General features: G+C 74.0%; 11 protein-coding genes and 1 pseudogene. 8 read left to right on the plus strand and 4 right to left on the minus strand.

What is annotated here, in order from left to right:
• Positions 1-46 precede the first annotated feature (46 nt).
• Positions 47-1642 carry an alkaline phosphatase D family protein gene (locus CNX65_RS06980; protein WP_096492031.1) on the minus strand — a complete coding sequence of 532 codons (1596 nt, stop codon included), beginning with the start codon at positions 1640-1642 and terminating at the stop codon, positions 47-49.
• A 24-nt stretch (positions 1643-1666) separates the two neighbouring features.
• On the opposite strand from CNX65_RS06980, the pseudogene CNX65_RS36000 reads away from it, so the two are divergent.
• From CNX65_RS36000 to CNX65_RS06995, 3 genes and pseudogenes are all read left to right on the plus strand, one after another.
• A pseudogene (locus CNX65_RS36000) lies at positions 1667-2131 on the plus strand (VOC family protein); the annotation flags it as partial.
• Between the two features lie 618 nt (positions 2132-2749).
• Positions 2750-3388 carry a GntR family transcriptional regulator gene (locus tag CNX65_RS06990; protein WP_096492032.1) on the plus strand — a complete coding sequence of 213 codons (639 nt, stop codon included), beginning with the start codon at positions 2750-2752 and terminating at the stop codon, positions 3386-3388.
• A gap of 1 nt (position 3389) precedes the next feature.
• Positions 3390-4385 carry a 1-aminocyclopropane-1-carboxylate deaminase gene (locus CNX65_RS06995; protein ID WP_096492033.1) on the plus strand — a complete coding sequence of 332 codons (996 nt, stop codon included), beginning with the start codon at positions 3390-3392 and terminating at the stop codon, positions 4383-4385.
• Positions 4386-4903: 518 nt separating this feature from the next.
• On the opposite strand, the gene CNX65_RS07000 is transcribed toward CNX65_RS06995, so the two are convergent.
• On the minus strand, positions 4904-9697 hold the full coding sequence (locus CNX65_RS07000; protein WP_232519728.1) for an ATP-dependent helicase: 4794 nt from the start codon (positions 9695-9697) through the stop codon (positions 4904-4906).
• A 295-nt stretch (positions 9698-9992) separates the two neighbouring features.
• Here CNX65_RS07000 and CNX65_RS07010 point away from each other — a divergent pair, with 295 nt between their 5' ends.
• Both CNX65_RS07010 and CNX65_RS07015 read left to right on the plus strand, forming a co-directional pair.
• Positions 9993-11975, plus strand: a complete 1983-nt coding sequence (locus CNX65_RS07010) for an Hsp70 family protein (protein ID WP_096497653.1) — start codon at positions 9993-9995, stop codon at positions 11973-11975.
• A gap of 51 nt (positions 11976-12026) precedes the next feature.
• On the plus strand, positions 12027-13235 hold the full coding sequence (locus CNX65_RS07015; RefSeq protein WP_096492036.1) for an MFS transporter: 1209 nt from the start codon (positions 12027-12029) through the stop codon (positions 13233-13235).
• Between the two features lie 10 nt (positions 13236-13245).
• Here CNX65_RS07015 and CNX65_RS37730 read toward each other — a convergent pair whose 3' ends face one another.
• On the minus strand, positions 13246-13371 hold the full coding sequence (locus tag CNX65_RS37730; RefSeq protein WP_256373867.1) for a hypothetical protein: 126 nt from the start codon (positions 13369-13371) through the stop codon (positions 13246-13248).
• A 164-nt stretch (positions 13372-13535) separates the two neighbouring features.
• On the opposite strand from CNX65_RS37730, the gene CNX65_RS07025 reads away from it, so the two are divergent.
• From CNX65_RS07025 to CNX65_RS07035, 3 genes are all read left to right on the plus strand, one after another.
• Complete coding sequence (locus CNX65_RS07025; protein ID WP_015800260.1) at positions 13536-13730, plus strand: DUF3046 domain-containing protein; 195 nt, start codon at positions 13536-13538, stop codon at positions 13728-13730.
• Between the two features lie 175 nt (positions 13731-13905).
• Positions 13906-14949: a recombinase RecA gene (gene recA / locus CNX65_RS07030; protein WP_096492038.1), complete on the plus strand. Its 1044-nt coding sequence runs from the start codon at positions 13906-13908 to the stop codon at positions 14947-14949.
• Positions 14950-15053: 104 nt separating this feature from the next.
• The gene (locus tag CNX65_RS07035; RefSeq protein ID WP_015800262.1) at positions 15054-15557 is read left to right on the plus strand and encodes a regulatory protein RecX; all 504 of its coding nucleotides are present in this window, start codon (positions 15054-15056) and stop codon (positions 15555-15557) included.
• A gap of 473 nt (positions 15558-16030) precedes the next feature.
• Here CNX65_RS07035 and CNX65_RS07040 read toward each other — a convergent pair whose 3' ends face one another.
• On the minus strand, positions 16031-16723 hold the full coding sequence (locus CNX65_RS07040) for a YqeB family protein (RefSeq protein ID WP_096492039.1): 693 nt from the start codon (positions 16721-16723) through the stop codon (positions 16031-16033).
• Between the last annotated feature and the right edge of the window lie 85 nt (positions 16724-16808).

Raw genomic sequence — 16808 nt, forward strand, 5'->3', positions numbered from 1 at the left:
TCGTGGTGGTGTTCGTCCGCAGTGCGGCGGTGCGGTCGTGCGGCGGTCAGAGCTCCAGGTCGGCGACCTCGGTGAGCTTCTCGGCCTCCTTCGCCGTCTCCAGCCGGAACCGGGCCTCGCGGCCCTCGATCCGCAGCTGCCCCACCGAGTTGCCGAAGTGCGGGCCGCTCACCCTGCGCCACGCCAGCGGGTCCTGCGAGATGCCCTGCCGGTCGGCGCGCCTGCGCAACCACCGGGTGACCGGCTTGGTCCAGAACAGCGCGAACGCGGGCCGGAAGAACCACGGCGGGTCGTTGTGCACCGGCGAGCACACCAGCTGGTAGATCGCCGAGTCGGTCGGCTTCGGGTACTCCGCGCGCACCGCGTAGCTGTGGTGCACGTCCCCGGACAGCACGCAGACCTTCGCGGGCGCGCCCTCGCCGGTCCCGATCCGCTGGATCAGCCTCGACAGCCGCTCGAACGACGCCCGGAACGCGGGCCAGTGCTCCAGGTCGGCGACCTGGCGGACCTTCTCGCCCAGCGCGCCCCGCCAGCCGGGCTTGGCGGCGGCGTGCTCGTTGAGCGACTGGAGGTGGCTCAGGCCGTGCGGCATCAGCCAGGGCAGCGACGAGCCGATCAGCAGGTGGTCGAAGTCGCCCTCGGCGTTGCGCTCGATCCAGTCGAACTCGTCGTGGCTGATCATCAGCCGGTCGCCGTCCAGGATGCGCCCGCAGCGGGTGTCGATCACCAGCAGCCGCACCCGGCCGAAGTCGCGCCGGTAGCTCCACCAGGTGGACTTGCGCCCGTCCAGCTCGGCGTCGGCGGCCTCGGCGAACTCCTCCAGCAGGGCCTGCGTGTCGCCCTCGGCCGAGGTGACCTTGCCGAACAGGTCGTCCTGCGCCAGCGTGTCCGGGTCGAGGTTGCCGAGCTGCTGGTAGACCCAGTACGAGGCCAGCCCCGCGCGGATGCGCTCGGGCCACCAGGGCTTGCGGGCCATCTGCTCGCGCCAGGTGCGGGAGGTGTTCCAGTCGTCGCGCACGTCGTGGTCGTCGAAGATCATCGAGGTGGGGACGGTGGACAGCAGCCAGCGGATCTCCGGGTCGCCCCAGGTCTCGTGGTACAGCTCGGCGTACTCGCGGAACTCCACCACCTCGCCCTTGGGCTCCTGCCCGTCCCGGCGCTCGGCCAGCCACTCCTTGATGCGCGGGGTGGGCTCGTCGGCGTAGACCTGGTCGCCGAGCAGCAGCAGCGCGTCCGGCCACTCCTCCACCGGCTGGTCCTTCATGCGCAGGGCGAAGGCGTCGAGCGCGTCGGGACCGAGCTTGTCGGCCTTGCGCCCGTCGTGCTTCGCGGCGCGGCAGGAGCCGAACACCAGGTTGTGCGTGTTGTCGTCGGGGGATTTGGTCCGGATCACGCAGGGCGGGAACGGCGAATCGGGCTCAGGCCAGGCCTGCGTCCCGTCGAGGGCGACCTCGTAGGGGGTGGTGGTGCCGGGAACCAGGTCCCGGACCACGACGAGCGCGAAGTGCTGCTCGCCGACCTGGAACGTCCGCGCTGAGTGACCGGCGATGGTCACCTCGCAGGAAGAATCGGTTTCCACCCAGACGGTCGCCGAAGAACCGTTCACGTGCCGCAGCACCGGGCCGAGAACCAGTTGCGCCATGATCGGAGAGGCTACCGTCGGGCGATGTCAACTACATGGTGCAGCGTTGTTGTTGATGCTCGGGATCACAGGGCGTTGGCGGTCTTCTGGTCGGAACTGCTCGGCGTCCCCGGACCGAACGCGCCCGTTTCGCCCGCTTCGCCGTTTTCCCCGGCGGGCGAGCGCCCCCGGATTCCGCCAAGCCCCGGCGACCCGACGCCTTCGGAGCCCGCTGCGGTTCCGCCGACGTCCGTCCCAATTCCTCCCGCCGACGAGTCCGCGCTCGACGTCGAGGGCCTGGAGCTGCTGTTCGGGGTGGGCGTGGACGCGAAGGTCGAGAAGAACCGCGTGCACCTGGACGTGAACAGCCGGACCCCGGAGCACCAGGCGGAGCTGGTCGAGCGGGCCCTGTCCCTGGGCGCGACCCGCGTGGACATCGGCCAGCGCGACGTCCCGTGGGTGGTGCTGGCGGACCCGGAGGGCAACGAGTTCTGCGTCCTGACCCCGAGGTGACCACACCCCGCCCCCGGCCCACCCGCGCCTGCGCCACCCCCCCGCACCCGCATCACCCCACCGCGGTCCACCCCCACCGCGGTCCACCCCCACCGCGGTCCACCCCCACCGCGGTCCACCCCCACCGCGGTCCACCCCCACCGCGGTCCACCCCCACCGCGGTCCACCCCCACCGCGGTCCACCCCCACCGCGGTCCACCTCCACCGCGGCCCACCCCGGCCGCGCGCCCCGCCGCGCGGCCCCACTTCTCGTCACGTGGTCGCACTCCCGCCGCCCACATCGCTGCGCTCCCCGCCGCACGCGTGCCGCACTCTCTGCCGCACTTCCTGCCGCTCGCCCCCGCACTCTCTACCGCCCGCGTGCTGCACTTCCTACCGCTCGCGTGCCGCGCTCCCTCGCGCCCGCGTGCTGCACTTCCTGCCGCTCGCGTGCCGCATTCCCTCGCGCCCACGGGCCGTGCTCCCCGCCTCCCGCGTGCTGCACTCCCCCGCCACTCGCGTGCCGCGCCCCTCGCGCCCACGTACTGCGCCCCCTCGCGCCCACGGGCCGCGCTCCCCGCCACTCGCGTTCCCCGCTCCCTACCGCTCGCGCTCCTCAGTCCCTATAGTGCCGATATGCAATATATTGACCGCGCCCTCTACCGGGACCAGGCGTTGTCGGCGATCCGTGAGGCGATCATGGTCGGCGATCTGGCCCCCGGCGCGCCGATCCGCGACGTCGAGCTGGCCGAACGGCTCGGGTTGTCGCGGACTCCGGTGCGGGAGGCGTTGGCGCGGTTGACCGACGAGGGCCTGGTCGAGTCGAAGCCGCACAGCTACACGCGGGTCACCGAGCTGAGCACGTCGGCGGTCCGGGACGCGCACGCCGTCGTCCAGGCCATGCACGCCCTCGCGGCCCGCCTGGCCGTCCCGCTCATGGACGCGGGTGATCTCGACGCGATGCGCGCGGCGAACGCGCGGTTCGCGTCGGCGCTGGTCGACCGGGACGTGGCCGCCGCGCTGGCGGCCGACGACGAGTTCCACGACGTCGCGGTGCGGCGCAGCGGCAACTTCGCCGTCGTCGCCACGATCGAGCGCTACACCCCGCTGGTGCGCCGCCTGGAGCGGCTGCGGTTCGGCACCCCGCCCGGTCGTCACTCCGTGGCGATGCACGACGAGATCATCGCCGCCTGCGCGGCCCCGGACGCCGACCTCGCCGCCGTGCTGGTCGAGCGCAACTGGGCGACGCTGGCGGACCTGCTTGAGGAGGACTGACGTGGCACTGGACGACTTCAGCCGCTTCCCGCTGACCTTCGGCCCGTCGCCGGTCCACCCGCTGGAGCGCCTGACCGCGCACCTGGGCGGCGCGCGGGTGTGGGCCAAGCGCGAGGACTGCAACTCCGGCCTCGCCTACGGCGGCAACAAGACCAGGAAGCTGGAGTACCTGGTCGCCGACGCCCTGGCGCAGGGCTGCGACACCCTCGTCTCGATCGGCGGCGTGCAGTCCAACCACACCCGCCAGGTGGCCGCAGCCGCCGCACGCGCCGGGCTGCAGTGCGTGCTGGTGCAGGAGAGCTGGGTCGACTGGCCGGACGCGGTGTACGACCGGGTCGGCAACATCCTGCTCAGCAGGCTCATGGGCGCCGACGTCCGCTTGGTCGAGGCGGGCTTCGGAATCGGCGTGAAGCCCGCGTGGGAGCAGGCCGTCGACGACGTGCGCGCACGCGGCGGCAAGCCCTACGCCATCCCCGCAGGCGCCTCGGACCACCCGCTGGGCGGCCTGGGCTTCGCAGGCTGGGCGGCCGAGGTGGACCGCCAGGAGAAGGAGTTGGGCGTCCACTTCGACACGATCGTCGTCTGCTCCGTCACCGGCAGCACCCAGGCGGGCATGGTCGCGGGCTGGGCGGGCACCGGCAGGCGGATCATCGGCATCGACGGCTCAGCCAAGCCCGAGGAGACCAAGGCCCAGGTCACCAGGATCGCGAAGAACACCGCGTCCCTGCTGGGCAAGGAGGTGGCGGACGACGAGGTCATCCTCGACGAGCGCTTCCACGAGGGCATCTACGGCGTGCCGGGCGAGTCCACCACCGATGCCATGAAGCTGGGCGCACGCCTGGAAGGCATGATCACCGACCCGGTGTACGAGGGCAAGTCCCTGGCGGGCCTGATCGAACTGGTCACCACCGCTGAAATCCCCAAGGACTCCACCGTCCTCTACGCCCACCTGGGCGGCCAGCCCGCCCTGAACGCCTACAGCACCCTCTTCCGCTAACCCCACCTCCTTCCCACCCCAACCACCCACACCCGAAAACCACCACCCCCGGCCGCCGCCACCACCCCGGCCCCGGCCCCAACGGCCACCCCGGCGACCACCGCCGCCAAGCCACCACCAATGACTGGCACACCTCCCGGCCAGTCCCCGCCGACGCCCCGACTGCCCTCGGGGCGTCGGCGCCACGGCACGACCCGCGCCGAGACCGTGGCCGTGGCCACGGCCACGCCGAGGCCATGGCGCGACCCAGCGGTCATGCCATGGGCACACCCCAACGATGGCTGTGCACACGGACCAGCGGCGGTATCCGGTGTGGTCCTGGCCGCCTGGCCGCCTGGCCGCCTGGCCGCCTGGCCGCCTGGCCGCCTGGCCGCCTGGCCGCCTGGCCGCCTGGCCGCCTGGCCGCCTGGCCGCCTGGCCGCCTGGCCGCCTGGCCGCCTGGCCGCCTGGCCGCCTGGCCGCCTGGCCGCCTGGCCGCCTGGCCGCCTGGCCGCCTGGCCGCCCGCCCGACCGCCCGGTCAGGCTCGTAGCCGGAGCCCCTTCGGAGTCGCCCGGAACCCCGCTTCCTGGAGCACACCCGCCAACTTCGAACCCAATGCCACCTCCCCGTCCGCCCGCTGCACGGACAACTGCCCGAGCCACCCGTCGCGCACCGCCCGGCTCAACCCCTGCGCCGCGGCACGCAAGGGCTCGTCCTCCTCGGTGAACGACAGCAGTGACTTCCCGCCCCGCTCGACGTACAGCACGGCCTCCCCGTCGACGAGCACGGCCAACGCCCCCGCCTTGCGCCCCGGCCGGTGCTTGCCACCACCAACCTGCTCCGGCCACGACAGCGCCGCCCCGTACGGCTGCGCCGGATCCGCCGCCGCCAGCACCACGGCGGTAGGCCCGGACACCGCCGAACCCGCCGATCGCGCCTGACCACCCCACCCGGCCGAACCGTCGAATCCCACCGAACCACCGAATCCCGTCGGGCCGCCGAACCCCGCCGAATCAGCAGGCCCCGCCGAACCGGCAGACCCAACCGAATCAGCAGACCTGGCAGATTCCACCGACCAGTTCGGTTCCGGCCCCGCCCACTCCGACCCCGTCCGGCCCGGTGGGGCCGACAAGGCGCGCAGGCGGTCCACCGCGCCCCGTGCCGCGAACTGCGCCGCGCCAAGGCCCTCGACCACGTAGCCGCGCACCACCTGCCCCGACTCCTCCATCGCGCGCAGCACCCGGTACACCGCGCTGAACCCGCCGGTCACCCGCTCGGTGTCCAGCGCGCCCCTGGTCAGCACGCCGTGGCGCTCCAGGAACGCCTCCGCCCGCGCGTGCGCCCTGCGCGTCGGGTCCGGCGACGGGACCACCGCCAGCGACCAGCGGCCCGCCACCGTCGGCGGCCCGGTTCGGCTGGGCATGTCCGGGCGGGTCGCGCGCATCCGGGTGTAGCGGCCCCTCGGCGTCGCGCGCTTCGGCTTGTGCGCGCCACCCCCCGACACCAGCGCGCGCAGCGGGGCCAGGGTGTCGTTCGTGACCAGGCCCGCCCACACCAGGTCCCACAGCGCGCCGACCACCTCCTGGTCGGTCGTCGGGCCCTGCAGCGCCACCCGGTCCACCACCTGCCGGAAGAACAGCGCCCCGCCCGCCAGCGCCTCCACCACGGCCGTGTGCAGCGGCGACTCCGGCGCCGACTCCGGGACCAGGTCCGGCAGCAGCAGGTCCGCCACGTCGGTCGGGGCCAGCGCCACCCAGCCGTCGCCGCCCGCCAGCGCCCCGCACCCCGTCCAGGTCACCTCGCCCACCGCGGTCAGCTCATCCAGCAGCGCCGGGTGGTAGCCGGGCAGCCGGGCGGGCAGCAGCAGCGACTCGACCGCGCTCGCGGGCAGCGGCGCGCCCGCCAGCTGCTCCACCACCGCGTACACGTCGTCCGCGGTCGGGGCCCCGCGCACCCGCCTGCCGACGCCGTGCCAGCCCGGCAGGAACCGGCCCAGCGCGGCGGGCTCCACCGGCTCCACCTCGGAGCGCAGCCTCGCCAGCGACGACCTGCGCAACCGCCGCAGCACCTCCGCGTCGCAGTACTCGGTGTGCGTACCGCCCGGCCGCAGCTCCCCGCGCACCAGCCGTCCCGTCGCGGCCATCCGCTCCAGCACCCCGGTCACCACGGCCACCCCGAGCCCGAACCGCTCCGCGGCCTGCCCCGCCGGGAACGGCCCGTGCGTGCGCGCGTACCGGCCCAGCAGGTCGCCCAGCGGGTCCGCCACCGGCTCGGTGAACACCTCGGGCACGCCCACCGGCAGCGCGACGCCCAGCGCGTCCCGGACCCGCCCGGCGTCCTCGATCGTGATCACCCGCTCGTGGCCCGCGATCCGCACCCGGATCGCCCGCCGCGCCGCCACCAGCTCCGTCAGCCACTCCGGCCGCACGCCCCGCTCGGCGGCCTCCTCCTCGGACAGGTCGCCGAGGAAGCGCAGCAGGTCGGCCGCCCCCTCGGCGTCCCGCGCGTGCCGGTCGGGCGCGAGCCGCTGCAGCGCCCGCTCGACCTCCTCCAGCACCTCCGGGTCGAGCAGCTCCCGGATCGCCTCCGACCCCAGCAGCTCCGCCAGCAGCGCCGAGTCCAGCGACAGCGCCGCCGCCCGCCGCTCGGCCAGCGGGGTGTCCGCCTCGTACAGGAACATCCCGACGTACCCGAACAGCAGGCTCCGCGCGAACGGCGACGGCGACGGCGTCTCCACCTCCACCACGCGCACCCGCCTGGCCCGCACGTCGGCCATCAGCTCCCGCAGCCCCGGCACGTCGTACACGTCCTGCAGGCACTCCCGCATCGCCTCCAGCACCACCGGGAAGCTCTCGTACTTCGAGGCGACCGACAGCAGTTGCGCCGCCCGCTGCCGCTGCTGCCACAGCGGGGTGCGCCGCCTCGGGTCGCGCCGGGGCAGCAGCAGCGAGCGGGCCGCGCACTCCCGGAACCTGGCCGCGAACAGCGCCGACCCGCCCACCTCGGCGACCACGACCTGCTCCACCTCGTCCGGGTCGAGCAGCACGTCCTCCGCGCCCGCCACGGCCTGCCCGCCCTCGGCGTCCACCGCGTCCGGCAGCCGCACCACGATCCCGTCGTCCGAGTGCGCCACCTGCGCGTCCACCCCGCGCCGCTCCCGCAGCCGCGCCCCGATCGCCAGCGCCCACGGCGCGTTGACCTGCGCCCCGAACGGCGAGTGCACCACGAGCCGCCAGTCGCCCAGCTCGTCGCGGAACCGCTCCACCAGCACCGCCCGGTCGCTCGGCACGTGCCCGGTCGCCTCGCGCTGCTCCTTCAGGTAGGTCAGCAGGTTCGCCGTCGCCCACTCGTCCAGCCCGGCCGCCGCCGCGCGCCCCACCGCCTCGGGCTCGGGCAGCGCCGACACCTCCCGCAGGAACCGCCCGAGCGCCCGCCCCAGCTCCAGCGGCCTCCCCGGCGCGTCGCCCTTCCAGAACGGCATCCGCGCGGGCTGACCGGGCGCGGGCACCACGACCACGCGGTCGTGGGTGATGTCCTCGACCCGCCACGACGAGGTGCCCAGCAGGAACGTGTCGCCCACCCGCGACTCGTAGACCATCTCCTCGTCCAGCTCGCCCACCCGCGAGCCCGGCTTGGACTCCGAGGCCGGGGTCATCACCGCGAACAGCCCCCGGTCCGGGATCGTGCCGCCGGACGTCACCGCGAGCCGCTGCGCGCCGGGCCGCCCGCGCAGCTCCCCGGTCACCCGGTCCCAGGTGATCCTCGGCCGCAGCTCGCCGAACTCCTCGCTCGGGTACCGGCCCGCCAGCATGTCCAGCACCGCCAGCAGCGCCGACTCGGGCAGCCCGGCGAACGGCGCGGCCCCGCGCACCACCCGCGCCAGGTCCTCCACCGACCACGGCTCCAGCGCGACCATCGCCACCACGTGCTGCGCCAGCACGTCGAGCGGGTTGCGCGGGTACCGCACCGCCTCGATCGCGCCGTCCCGCATCCGCTCGGCCACCACCGCGCACGACACCAGGTCGCCCCGGAACTTGGGGAACACCACCCCGCGCGACACCGCGCCCACCTGGTGCCCGGCCCGGCCGACCCGCTGCAACCCCGACGCGACCGTGGGCGGCGCCTCCACCTGCACCACCAGGTCCACCGCGCCCATGTCGATGCCCAGCTCCAGCGAGGACGTCGCCACCACGCACGGCAGCCGCCCCGACTTCAGCTCCTCCTCCACGGACGTGCGCTGCTCGCGCGACATCGACCCGTGGTGGGCGCGGGCGATCACCGGTCCCTCCTGGACCGTCACCCCGGACTGGCCGACCGCCGCCGCCGGGAACCGCGCCACCGCCGAGCCCGACCCGCCGGTACCAGCGCCTTCGTCAAAGCCGCCCGCACCGGGCTCACCGCTTTCGGCCGCCTCGGCCGCCAGCTCGTTGAGCCGCGCCGTCAACCGCTCCGCCAACCTGCGCGAGTTGGCGAACACGATCGTCGACCGGTGCTCCCGCACCAGCTCCAGCACCCGCTGCTCCACCGACGGCCAGATCGACGTCCGCCGCTCACCGCCCGCCGCAGACCCGCTCACCTCGCCGGTCGGCTCCCCGAGCGCCGACATGTCCTCGACCGGGACCTCGACCCGCACCTCGATCGTCTTGGCGGACTCCGGCTGCACCACCCGCACCGGCCGCCCGCCCGCGAGGAACGCCGACACCTCCTCCACCGGCCGCACCGTCGCCGACAGCCCGATCCGCTGCGCGGGCCGCTCCAGCAGCCCGTCCAACCGCTCCAGCGACAGCGCCAGGTGCGCGCCGCGCTTCGTGCCCGCCACCGCGTGCACCTCGTCCAGGATCACCGTCCGCACCCCGCGCAACGACTCCCGCGCGGCCGAGGTGAGCACCAGGAACAGCGACTCCGGCGTGGTGACCAGCACGTCCGGCGGCTTGCGAGCGAACGCCCTGCGCACGTCCGCGGGCGTGTCCCCGGTCCGCATCCCCACCTCGATGGCGGGCTCCGGCAGCCCCAGCCTGCGCGAGGCCTGCCGGATGCCCGCGAGGGGCGCCCGCAGGTTGCGCTCCACGTCCACCGCCAGCGCCTTCAGCGGCGACACGTACAGCACCCGGCACCGCTCGCGCGGTTCGTCCGGGGGCGGTTCCTGCGCCAGCCGGTCCAGCGCCCAGAGGAACGCGGCCAGCGTCTTGCCCGACCCGGTCGGGGCGATGACCAGCGCGTTCTCCCCGGCGGCAGCGGCCTGCCACGCCCCGGCCTGCGCGGCCGTCGGCGCGGCGAAAGCACCGGCGAACCACTGCCTGGTCGCCGGTGAGAAAGCGGTCGTCACATCCACGGGGCAATCTTGACCGACCGCACCGACAGAACCGGGGCGAAGATCGTTCCGGGGGCCTTCCGCGCCGTTTCCCCGCACTTATCGGGGGTGCCCTTCAGTTGATCACCGGAGAATCCGTCGAAGGTCATCTGACCTGCGCCGGAACCGCCCCCGCCGAGACCCGGCGACCCGCCGTGGGTAAAGATGAGCCTCACTCGGCGGAGTGAATCTCACCTCGTCGGACATCTTCCCGAGACGCCACCGGCGCCCAGCGCGGTGTGGGACGATCACGCCGCTTGCGGACGGAGAGGTGAACATGCGCGTCCTGTCGGTCGACCTGGGGACTTCCAACACCGTCGCGGTACTGGCCGCGCACGGCAGGCCACCGAGGGTGGTCGAGGTGGACGGCTCCGCGACCATGCCCTCCGCCATCTACTGCGAGGAGGGCGGCTCGCTCGTCGTCGGCCGCGACGCCGAGCGCAGGGCCCGCCTCGACCCGTCCCGCTTCGAGCCCAACCCGAAGCGCCGCGTCGACGAGGGCGCGCTGCTGCTCGGCGACGACGTCGTGCCGGTGACCGACGCCCTCGCCGCCGTGCTGCGCCGCGTGCTGGAGGAGACCAACCGCCAGCTGGGCGGCGAGTCGATCGACGAGATTCGGCTCACCCACCCCGCCGAGTGGGGCGCGACCAGGCGCAACGTGCTGCTGTCCAGCGCGCGGCTCGCGGGCGCGGACTGCGAGGTCCTGCTGTTCCCCGAGCCGGTCGCCGCCGCCTCGCACTACGCCTCGCTGTCCGTCGGGCAGGCGCTGGCCGTCTACGACCTCGGCGCGGGCACCTTCGACGTGGCGATCGTCGGCGCGACCCGCGACGGGTTCACCGTGCTCGCCTCCGACGGCCTGCCCGACCTGGGCGGCCTCGACGTGGACCAGGCGCTGCTGGAGCACGTCGGCCGCCAGGTCGCGCACCGCGACCCGGCCCGCTGGCAGCGGCTGCTGCGCCCGGAGAGCACCGGCGACCGGCGGGCCAGGCGCGCGCTGCAGGAGGACGTGCGGGCGGCCAAGGAGTCGCTGTCGCGGCACCCGCACACCGAGGTCCCGATGCCGGAGCCGTTCGAGGACGTGCTGGTCACCCGCGCGGACCTGGAGGCGCTGGTCCGGCCGAGCATGTTGCGCAGCGTCGAGCTGCTGGCCGCCACGATCGGCTCCACCGGGATGACGCCCGCCCAGCTCGCGGGCATCTACCTGGTCGGCGGCTCCAGCCGCATCCCGCTCGTGGCGAACATGATCTCCGAGAAGGTCGGCGTCGTCCCGACCAGCCTCGACCAGCCGGAGACGGCCGTCGCGCTCGGCGCGCACCACGTGCCCAGGGACGGGGTCGCGGCCAGGCCCGACCCGCAGCCCGCGCCGACCGGCGACTCGCCGTCGGCCACCACCGCCTTCCTGCCGCCGATGGCCCATCAGGGCACGCCCGCGCAGGGGATCACGGCGCAGGGGATCACGGCGCAGGGAACGGCGCAGACCCCCGCGAGCAGCGGTCCGCACCAGGTCAACCCGCTGGTCAGCGGGGCGCACCAGGTCGGCCCGAGCACCGGCGGGCACCCGGTGAACCCGGCGGCCAGCGGCCCCTACGCGGTCAACCCGGCGGTCAGCGGCCAGCACCCGAACCCCGCCGTGACCGCCCCGTACGGCCCGCAGCAGTTCAACTTCCCCACCCTCGCGCCGCACCGCCCCGAGCAGCGGAGGGCGGGCAACCGCAACAAGGTGCTCCTGTCGGTCGGCGGCGCGCTGGCCGCGGTGCTGCTGGTCGTGGGCGGCGTGGTCGCGTTCTCCGGGCCGGGCGTGCCGACCGCCGAGGAGTGCAAGAGCGACACCGCCAAGGACGACAAGGGCTTCACCACCTGCCTGCGCCAGCTCGCTGGCTCGGTCGCCGACACCGCCGAGTGCAAGGCGGGCGGCACCGCGGGCGTGTCCGGCGCGATCACGGTCAAGGGCTCGGTCGTCAGCTGCGCCTTCGCGGACGACTACTCGGTGCAGTACGTGCTCACCGAGACGATCACCGGGGCCGAGCGGGACGCGAGCACGGTCGTGGCCTCGCTGAAGTCCGACGTGGTCAAGGCCCGCTGGGGCGGCAACGGCCTGGAGGGCACCTACCAGGCCTCGGCCGACGGCGGGCTCGGGCTGCTGACCTTCGTCGCGGAGGGCAGGCCGCTGCTCGGGATCATCACCAAGAGCGGCAGCTCGGACCTGACGGCGGACGCGCTGGCCGACTTCTTCGAGAAGAACGTCCAGCCGGGCGCCTGACCCCCGTCCGGCCGCTACCGCGCGCGCCCGCGCGCCCGGACGATCAAGCGCGTGGTCATCGCAGCGGAACCGGTGCAGCGCCGGGTGCTCAAGGTGCTGGCGGTCAGCCAGGTGCTCGGGTCCTCCGGGGTCGCCACCGGCCTGGCGCTGAGCGCGCTCGTCGCCGTGTCGCTCTCGGGCGTGGAGGCGGTGGGCGGGTTCGCGCAGACCTGCGCGGTCGTGGGAGCGGCGGTGTCCGCGCTGCCCGCGGCCCGGCTGGCCCAGCGCGCGGGGCGGCGACCGGTGCTGGTGCTCTGCTACGGCGTGGGCGCGGTGGGCGCGCTGCTCGCCGCCGTCGCCGTGGTGCTGGGGTCCTGGCGGTTGCTGCTGCCGTCGCTGGTGCTGTTCGGGGCCGCGGGCAGCGCGAACCTGGCCGCCCGGTACGCGGGCGCCGACCTGGCCGCGCCGCACGAGCGCGCCCGGTCGCTGGCGCTGGTGGTGTGGGCGGCGACGGTCGGCGCGGTGGCCGGGCCGAACCTGGCCGCGCCCGCCGGGCGGGTCGTCGCCGGGCTCGGGCTGCCCGAGGGGAGCGGGGCCTACCTGACGTCGGCGGTGCTGTTCGGGGCCGCCGCGCTGGTCGTGCTGCGGTTCCTGCGGCCGGACCCGCTGGTGCTGGCGCGGGGGAGCGCCGCCGAACCGGTCGAGACCGGGCCGCGCGGTCGGGTGTGGCGGTCGCTGCCCGCCTCGGGACGGCTGGCGGTGGTCGGGATCGCGGTCAGCCACGGGGTGATGGTCGGGCTGATGGCGATGGCCCCGGTCCACGTCGGGCACGCGGGCGGGTCGTTGTCGCTGGTCGGGGTGCTGGTGAGCCTGCACGTCGCGGCGATGTACGGGCTGAGCCCGCTGGTGGGCCGGTTGGTCGACCGGTGGGGCGGCGGGGCGGTGCAGGCGCTCGGGGCGGCGCTGCTGGTGGCCGCCGCCGCGCTCGTGGGCAGCGCGGCGGGGGACGACCCGGTGCGGTTGGGGGTCGGGCTGGTGCTGCTCGGGCTCGGCTGGTCGGCCGGGGTGATCGCGGGGTCCGCGCTGCTCACGCAGGTCGTGGCGGGGGCGCGGCGGACGGCCGCGCAGGGGTTGTCCGACCTGTGCATGAACTGCGCGGGCGCGCTGGGCGGGGTGCTGGCCGGGCTGGTGGTGACCGCCTGGTCCTACGCCGCGCTGGGGCTGCTGGCCGGGTTCGTGGTGCTCCCGATGCTGGTGGTGGCGGTGCTGCGGGTGCGGTGAGGGGCCAGGTTCAGCGCTTGCGGTTCATCCAGAGGTGCCTGGCGCCGACGACGATCGCGGCCAGCAGGCCCGCGATCACGGCGATCGTGCCGATCGGGGAGGACAGGCCGGTCGGGTCGCTCTGGAGGAGGATCACGCCGTCCAGGTTAACCGCCGCCCGCGCTCGCGGCGGGGGTCGCGCCGCCGACCGACGACCGCTACCGCCCTCCCGATCCAGTGATTCCAAGCGCCCTCGCCAGGGTGACGTGGGCCTCGGCTGCGGTGTCCGGGCCGGGGCCGCTGCGCGCTAGCCTGGCAGCGATGCGCAACACGGTGTTCCGGAAGCTGATGGCGGACGAGTTCGGGCAGGTCAGGTCGGAGGTGCTGGCCAGCGAGCACGTGCTGTCCGCGCTCGGCGGGCGCACCCCCGACCAGGCGCTGGACGTGGGGCTGCCCGCGAAGGAGATCTGGCTGGCGGTGTGCGACGCGTTCGACGTCCCGGAGCACCGTCGCTGACCACCGGGCGTGGCGACGACGCGGTCGAACACCTGTTCGGCTACACTCGCCAACCACAACCGGGTGATCCCAAACCCGCAGGTCACCGGGCCGCCGTCGGAAATTGTCGTACCCCGCCCGTACCGTCGGCCCCGACAACGACGAGCGACCCAAGACAAACCGAGGTGGACTCCAGATGGCACCCCAGGCACCCGACCGGGACAAGGCACTCGAGCTGGCCCTGGCCCAGATCGACAAGCAGTTCGGCAAGGGCTCGGTCATGCGGCTGGGCGAGGACGGCCGCGCGCCGATCGAGGTGATCCCGACGGGCGCGATCGCGCTCGACGTGGCGCTCGGCATCGGCGGCCTGCCCCGCGGCCGGGTGGTCGAGATCTACGGTCCGGAATCCTCCGGTAAGACCACCGTGGCGCTGCACGCGGTCGCCAACGCCCAGCGCAACGGCGGCATCGCGGCGTTCATCGACGCCGAGCACGCGCTCGACCCCGACTACGCGCGCAAGCTGGGCGTCGACACCGACGCGCTGCTGGTGTCCCAGCCCGACACCGGTGAGCAGGCGCTGGAGATCGCGGACATGCTGGTGCGCTCCGGCGCGCTGGACATCCTGGTCATCGACTCGGTGGCGGCGCTCGTGCCCCGCGCCGAGATCGAGGGCGAGATGGGCGACAACCACGTCGGCCTCCAGGCCCGCCTCATGAGCCAGGCGCTGCGCAAGATCACCGGCGCGCTGAATTCCTCCGGCACCACGGCGATCTTCATCAACCAGCTGCGCGAGAAGATCGGCGTCATGTTCGGCTCGCCGGAGACCACGACCGGTGGCAAGGCGCTGAAGTTCTACGCGTCGGTGCGGCTCGACGTGCGGCGCATCGAGACCCTGAAGGACGGCGGCGAGCCCGTCGGCAACCGGACCAGGGTCAAGGTCGTCAAGAACAAGGTGGCCCCGCCGTTCAAGCAGGCCGAGTTCGACATCCTCTACGGCCAGGGCATCAGCCGCGAGGGCTCGCTCATCGACATGGGCGTCGACCAGGGCATCCTGCGCAAGTCCGGCGCCTGGTACACGTACGAGGGCGACCAGCTCGGCCAGGGCAAGGAGAACGCCCGGAAGTTCCTGCGGGAGAACCCGGACGTGGCCAACGAGATCGAGAAGCGCATCAAGGAGAAGCTCGGCATCGGCGCGACGCTGGAGGCCGACGACACCGCGCCCGCTCCGGTCGACTTCTGATCGCTGTGCGGGGCGGACGAGGTGGGAGGGGCTCGGGGTGGCGTGGCCGCGAGCCCGAGCTCACCGCTGACGGGGAACCGGTCGACGAGGCGCCCGTCGACCCGGTGAAGGAGCAGCGCAGGGCGACGGACATCTGCTACGCGCTGCTCACCGCACGTGCCCGGACCAGGGTCGAGCTCCGGGACGCCCTGCTGCGCAAGGGCGTCCCGGAGGAGATCGCCGAGACGGTGCTGGGCAAGTTCGACCGCGCCGGGCTGATCGACGACGCGGCGTTCGCCGAGGTGTGGGTGCGGTCCCGGCACACCCACCAGGGTCTCGGGCGGCGGGCGCTGGCGCGCGAGCTGCGCACGAAGGGCGTGCCGGACGAGGTCGCCGCCGAGGCGGTGGCTGCGGTGGACGACGAGGCGGAGCGGGAGCGGGCGCGGGAGCTGGTGCGCAAGAAGCTGCGCACCCTGGCGAACGTGGACGACACCACCAGGATTCGGCGGCTGGTGGGGGCGTTGGCGCGCAAGGGGTACGCGGAGGGGATGGCGTACGGGGTGGTGAAGGAGGAGTTGAAGGCCTACGGCGAGGAGACCGAGCTCCTCGACGACCACCTGCGCGGGTAGCGGTTGCCGCGCGGGGCGGATAGCGGCTGCCGCGCGGGGTGGGGCGGCCGTCTGCGCTGAGTGGGACCACCGGTGCGGGAGTGTGCGACTGCGGGGGCTCCGGGGCAGGTCTGGTGCTTCGTCAGGCTTAGTGCTTCGTTGGGTCTGGTGCCTTGTTAGGCCTGGTGCTCCGGTAGATCCGGTGCCTGGCGGGCGCGGTGAATGCCTGCGGTCGAGGAACCGCAGGGTCGGAGTTAGCCGCGCGAGGGCTGATCAGGGGAAACTGACCAGCCGCGTGACGAGGGCTGGCGTGCTGAGCGCCAGCGTGGTGGGCGCCAGTGTGACGGGTGCTGGCGTGCTGAGTGCCGGCGTGACAGGTGCCAGCGTGGCGGGTGCTGGTGTGGCAGGCACCGGTGGCCTGGTTGGCCCGGTGTGCTGGGCGGCCTGGTGCGGTAGGTGGCCCGGTGCGGTAGGTGACCCGGTGCGGTAGGTGGTCAGCGCGGGGTGGTGTGGCGCCAGAACTGGCGCTTCTTCTTGTCCTCGCGGACTGCCAGGCCCATGCGGGTGAGCTCTTCGCGGAGTTGGGCCGCGTCTTCCTGGTCCAGGTTGCGGAGGGCCTCGGCTCGGGCCTTGAAGATCTGGTCGGCGCCCTGGGGGAGTTCCGGGTTGCCCTCGATCCAGCGGCGGTAGTCGGCGCGGTGGGGGTCGCCGTCCTCCAGCCACGGGTAGCCGTGGGACTGGAAGGCGTTGGCGATGTTCTCCGCGATCAGGTCCGACTTGTCCCTGGCGAGCTCCTCCGAGTGCAGGCCGAGCAGGACCAGGTCCTTGCCGTCCAGGAAGACGCCGGAGATCTTGGTGCGGTCGAAGGTCCGGCTCTTGCCGCCCCGGTAGAACACCGCGTTGTCGTCGCGGACGGCCACCGAGAGGCGTTCGTGGGCGGCGATGAACGACACGACCAGGCCCAGTACCGCGCCGATCGCGATCACGCCGACCGTTCCCCACGGTTCGGGGACGACGTTCAGCAGGCGCAGCGGGCCGTCGAACGGGACGAACGGCAGGGAGAGGATCCACTTCGCGGCCAGCTTGAGCAGCCAGAGCCCGACCCCGCCCACTACCGGGAAACCGACCCAGATCAGGCTGACCTGCCAGGCTGGTTCGGCGACCACCGTGGTGCGACGAGTGTCCATGCTCCCCTCTCCTCCGAATGCGCGTTCAACCTACCGCGATAGGGGGCACGGCCGGGACTTTGGGGCGGGACCTCCACGGAGAGTC

The sequence above is a fragment of the Actinosynnema pretiosum genome, from assembly GCF_002354875.1.
GTDB lineage: Bacteria > Actinomycetota > Actinomycetes > Mycobacteriales > Pseudonocardiaceae > Actinosynnema > Actinosynnema auranticum.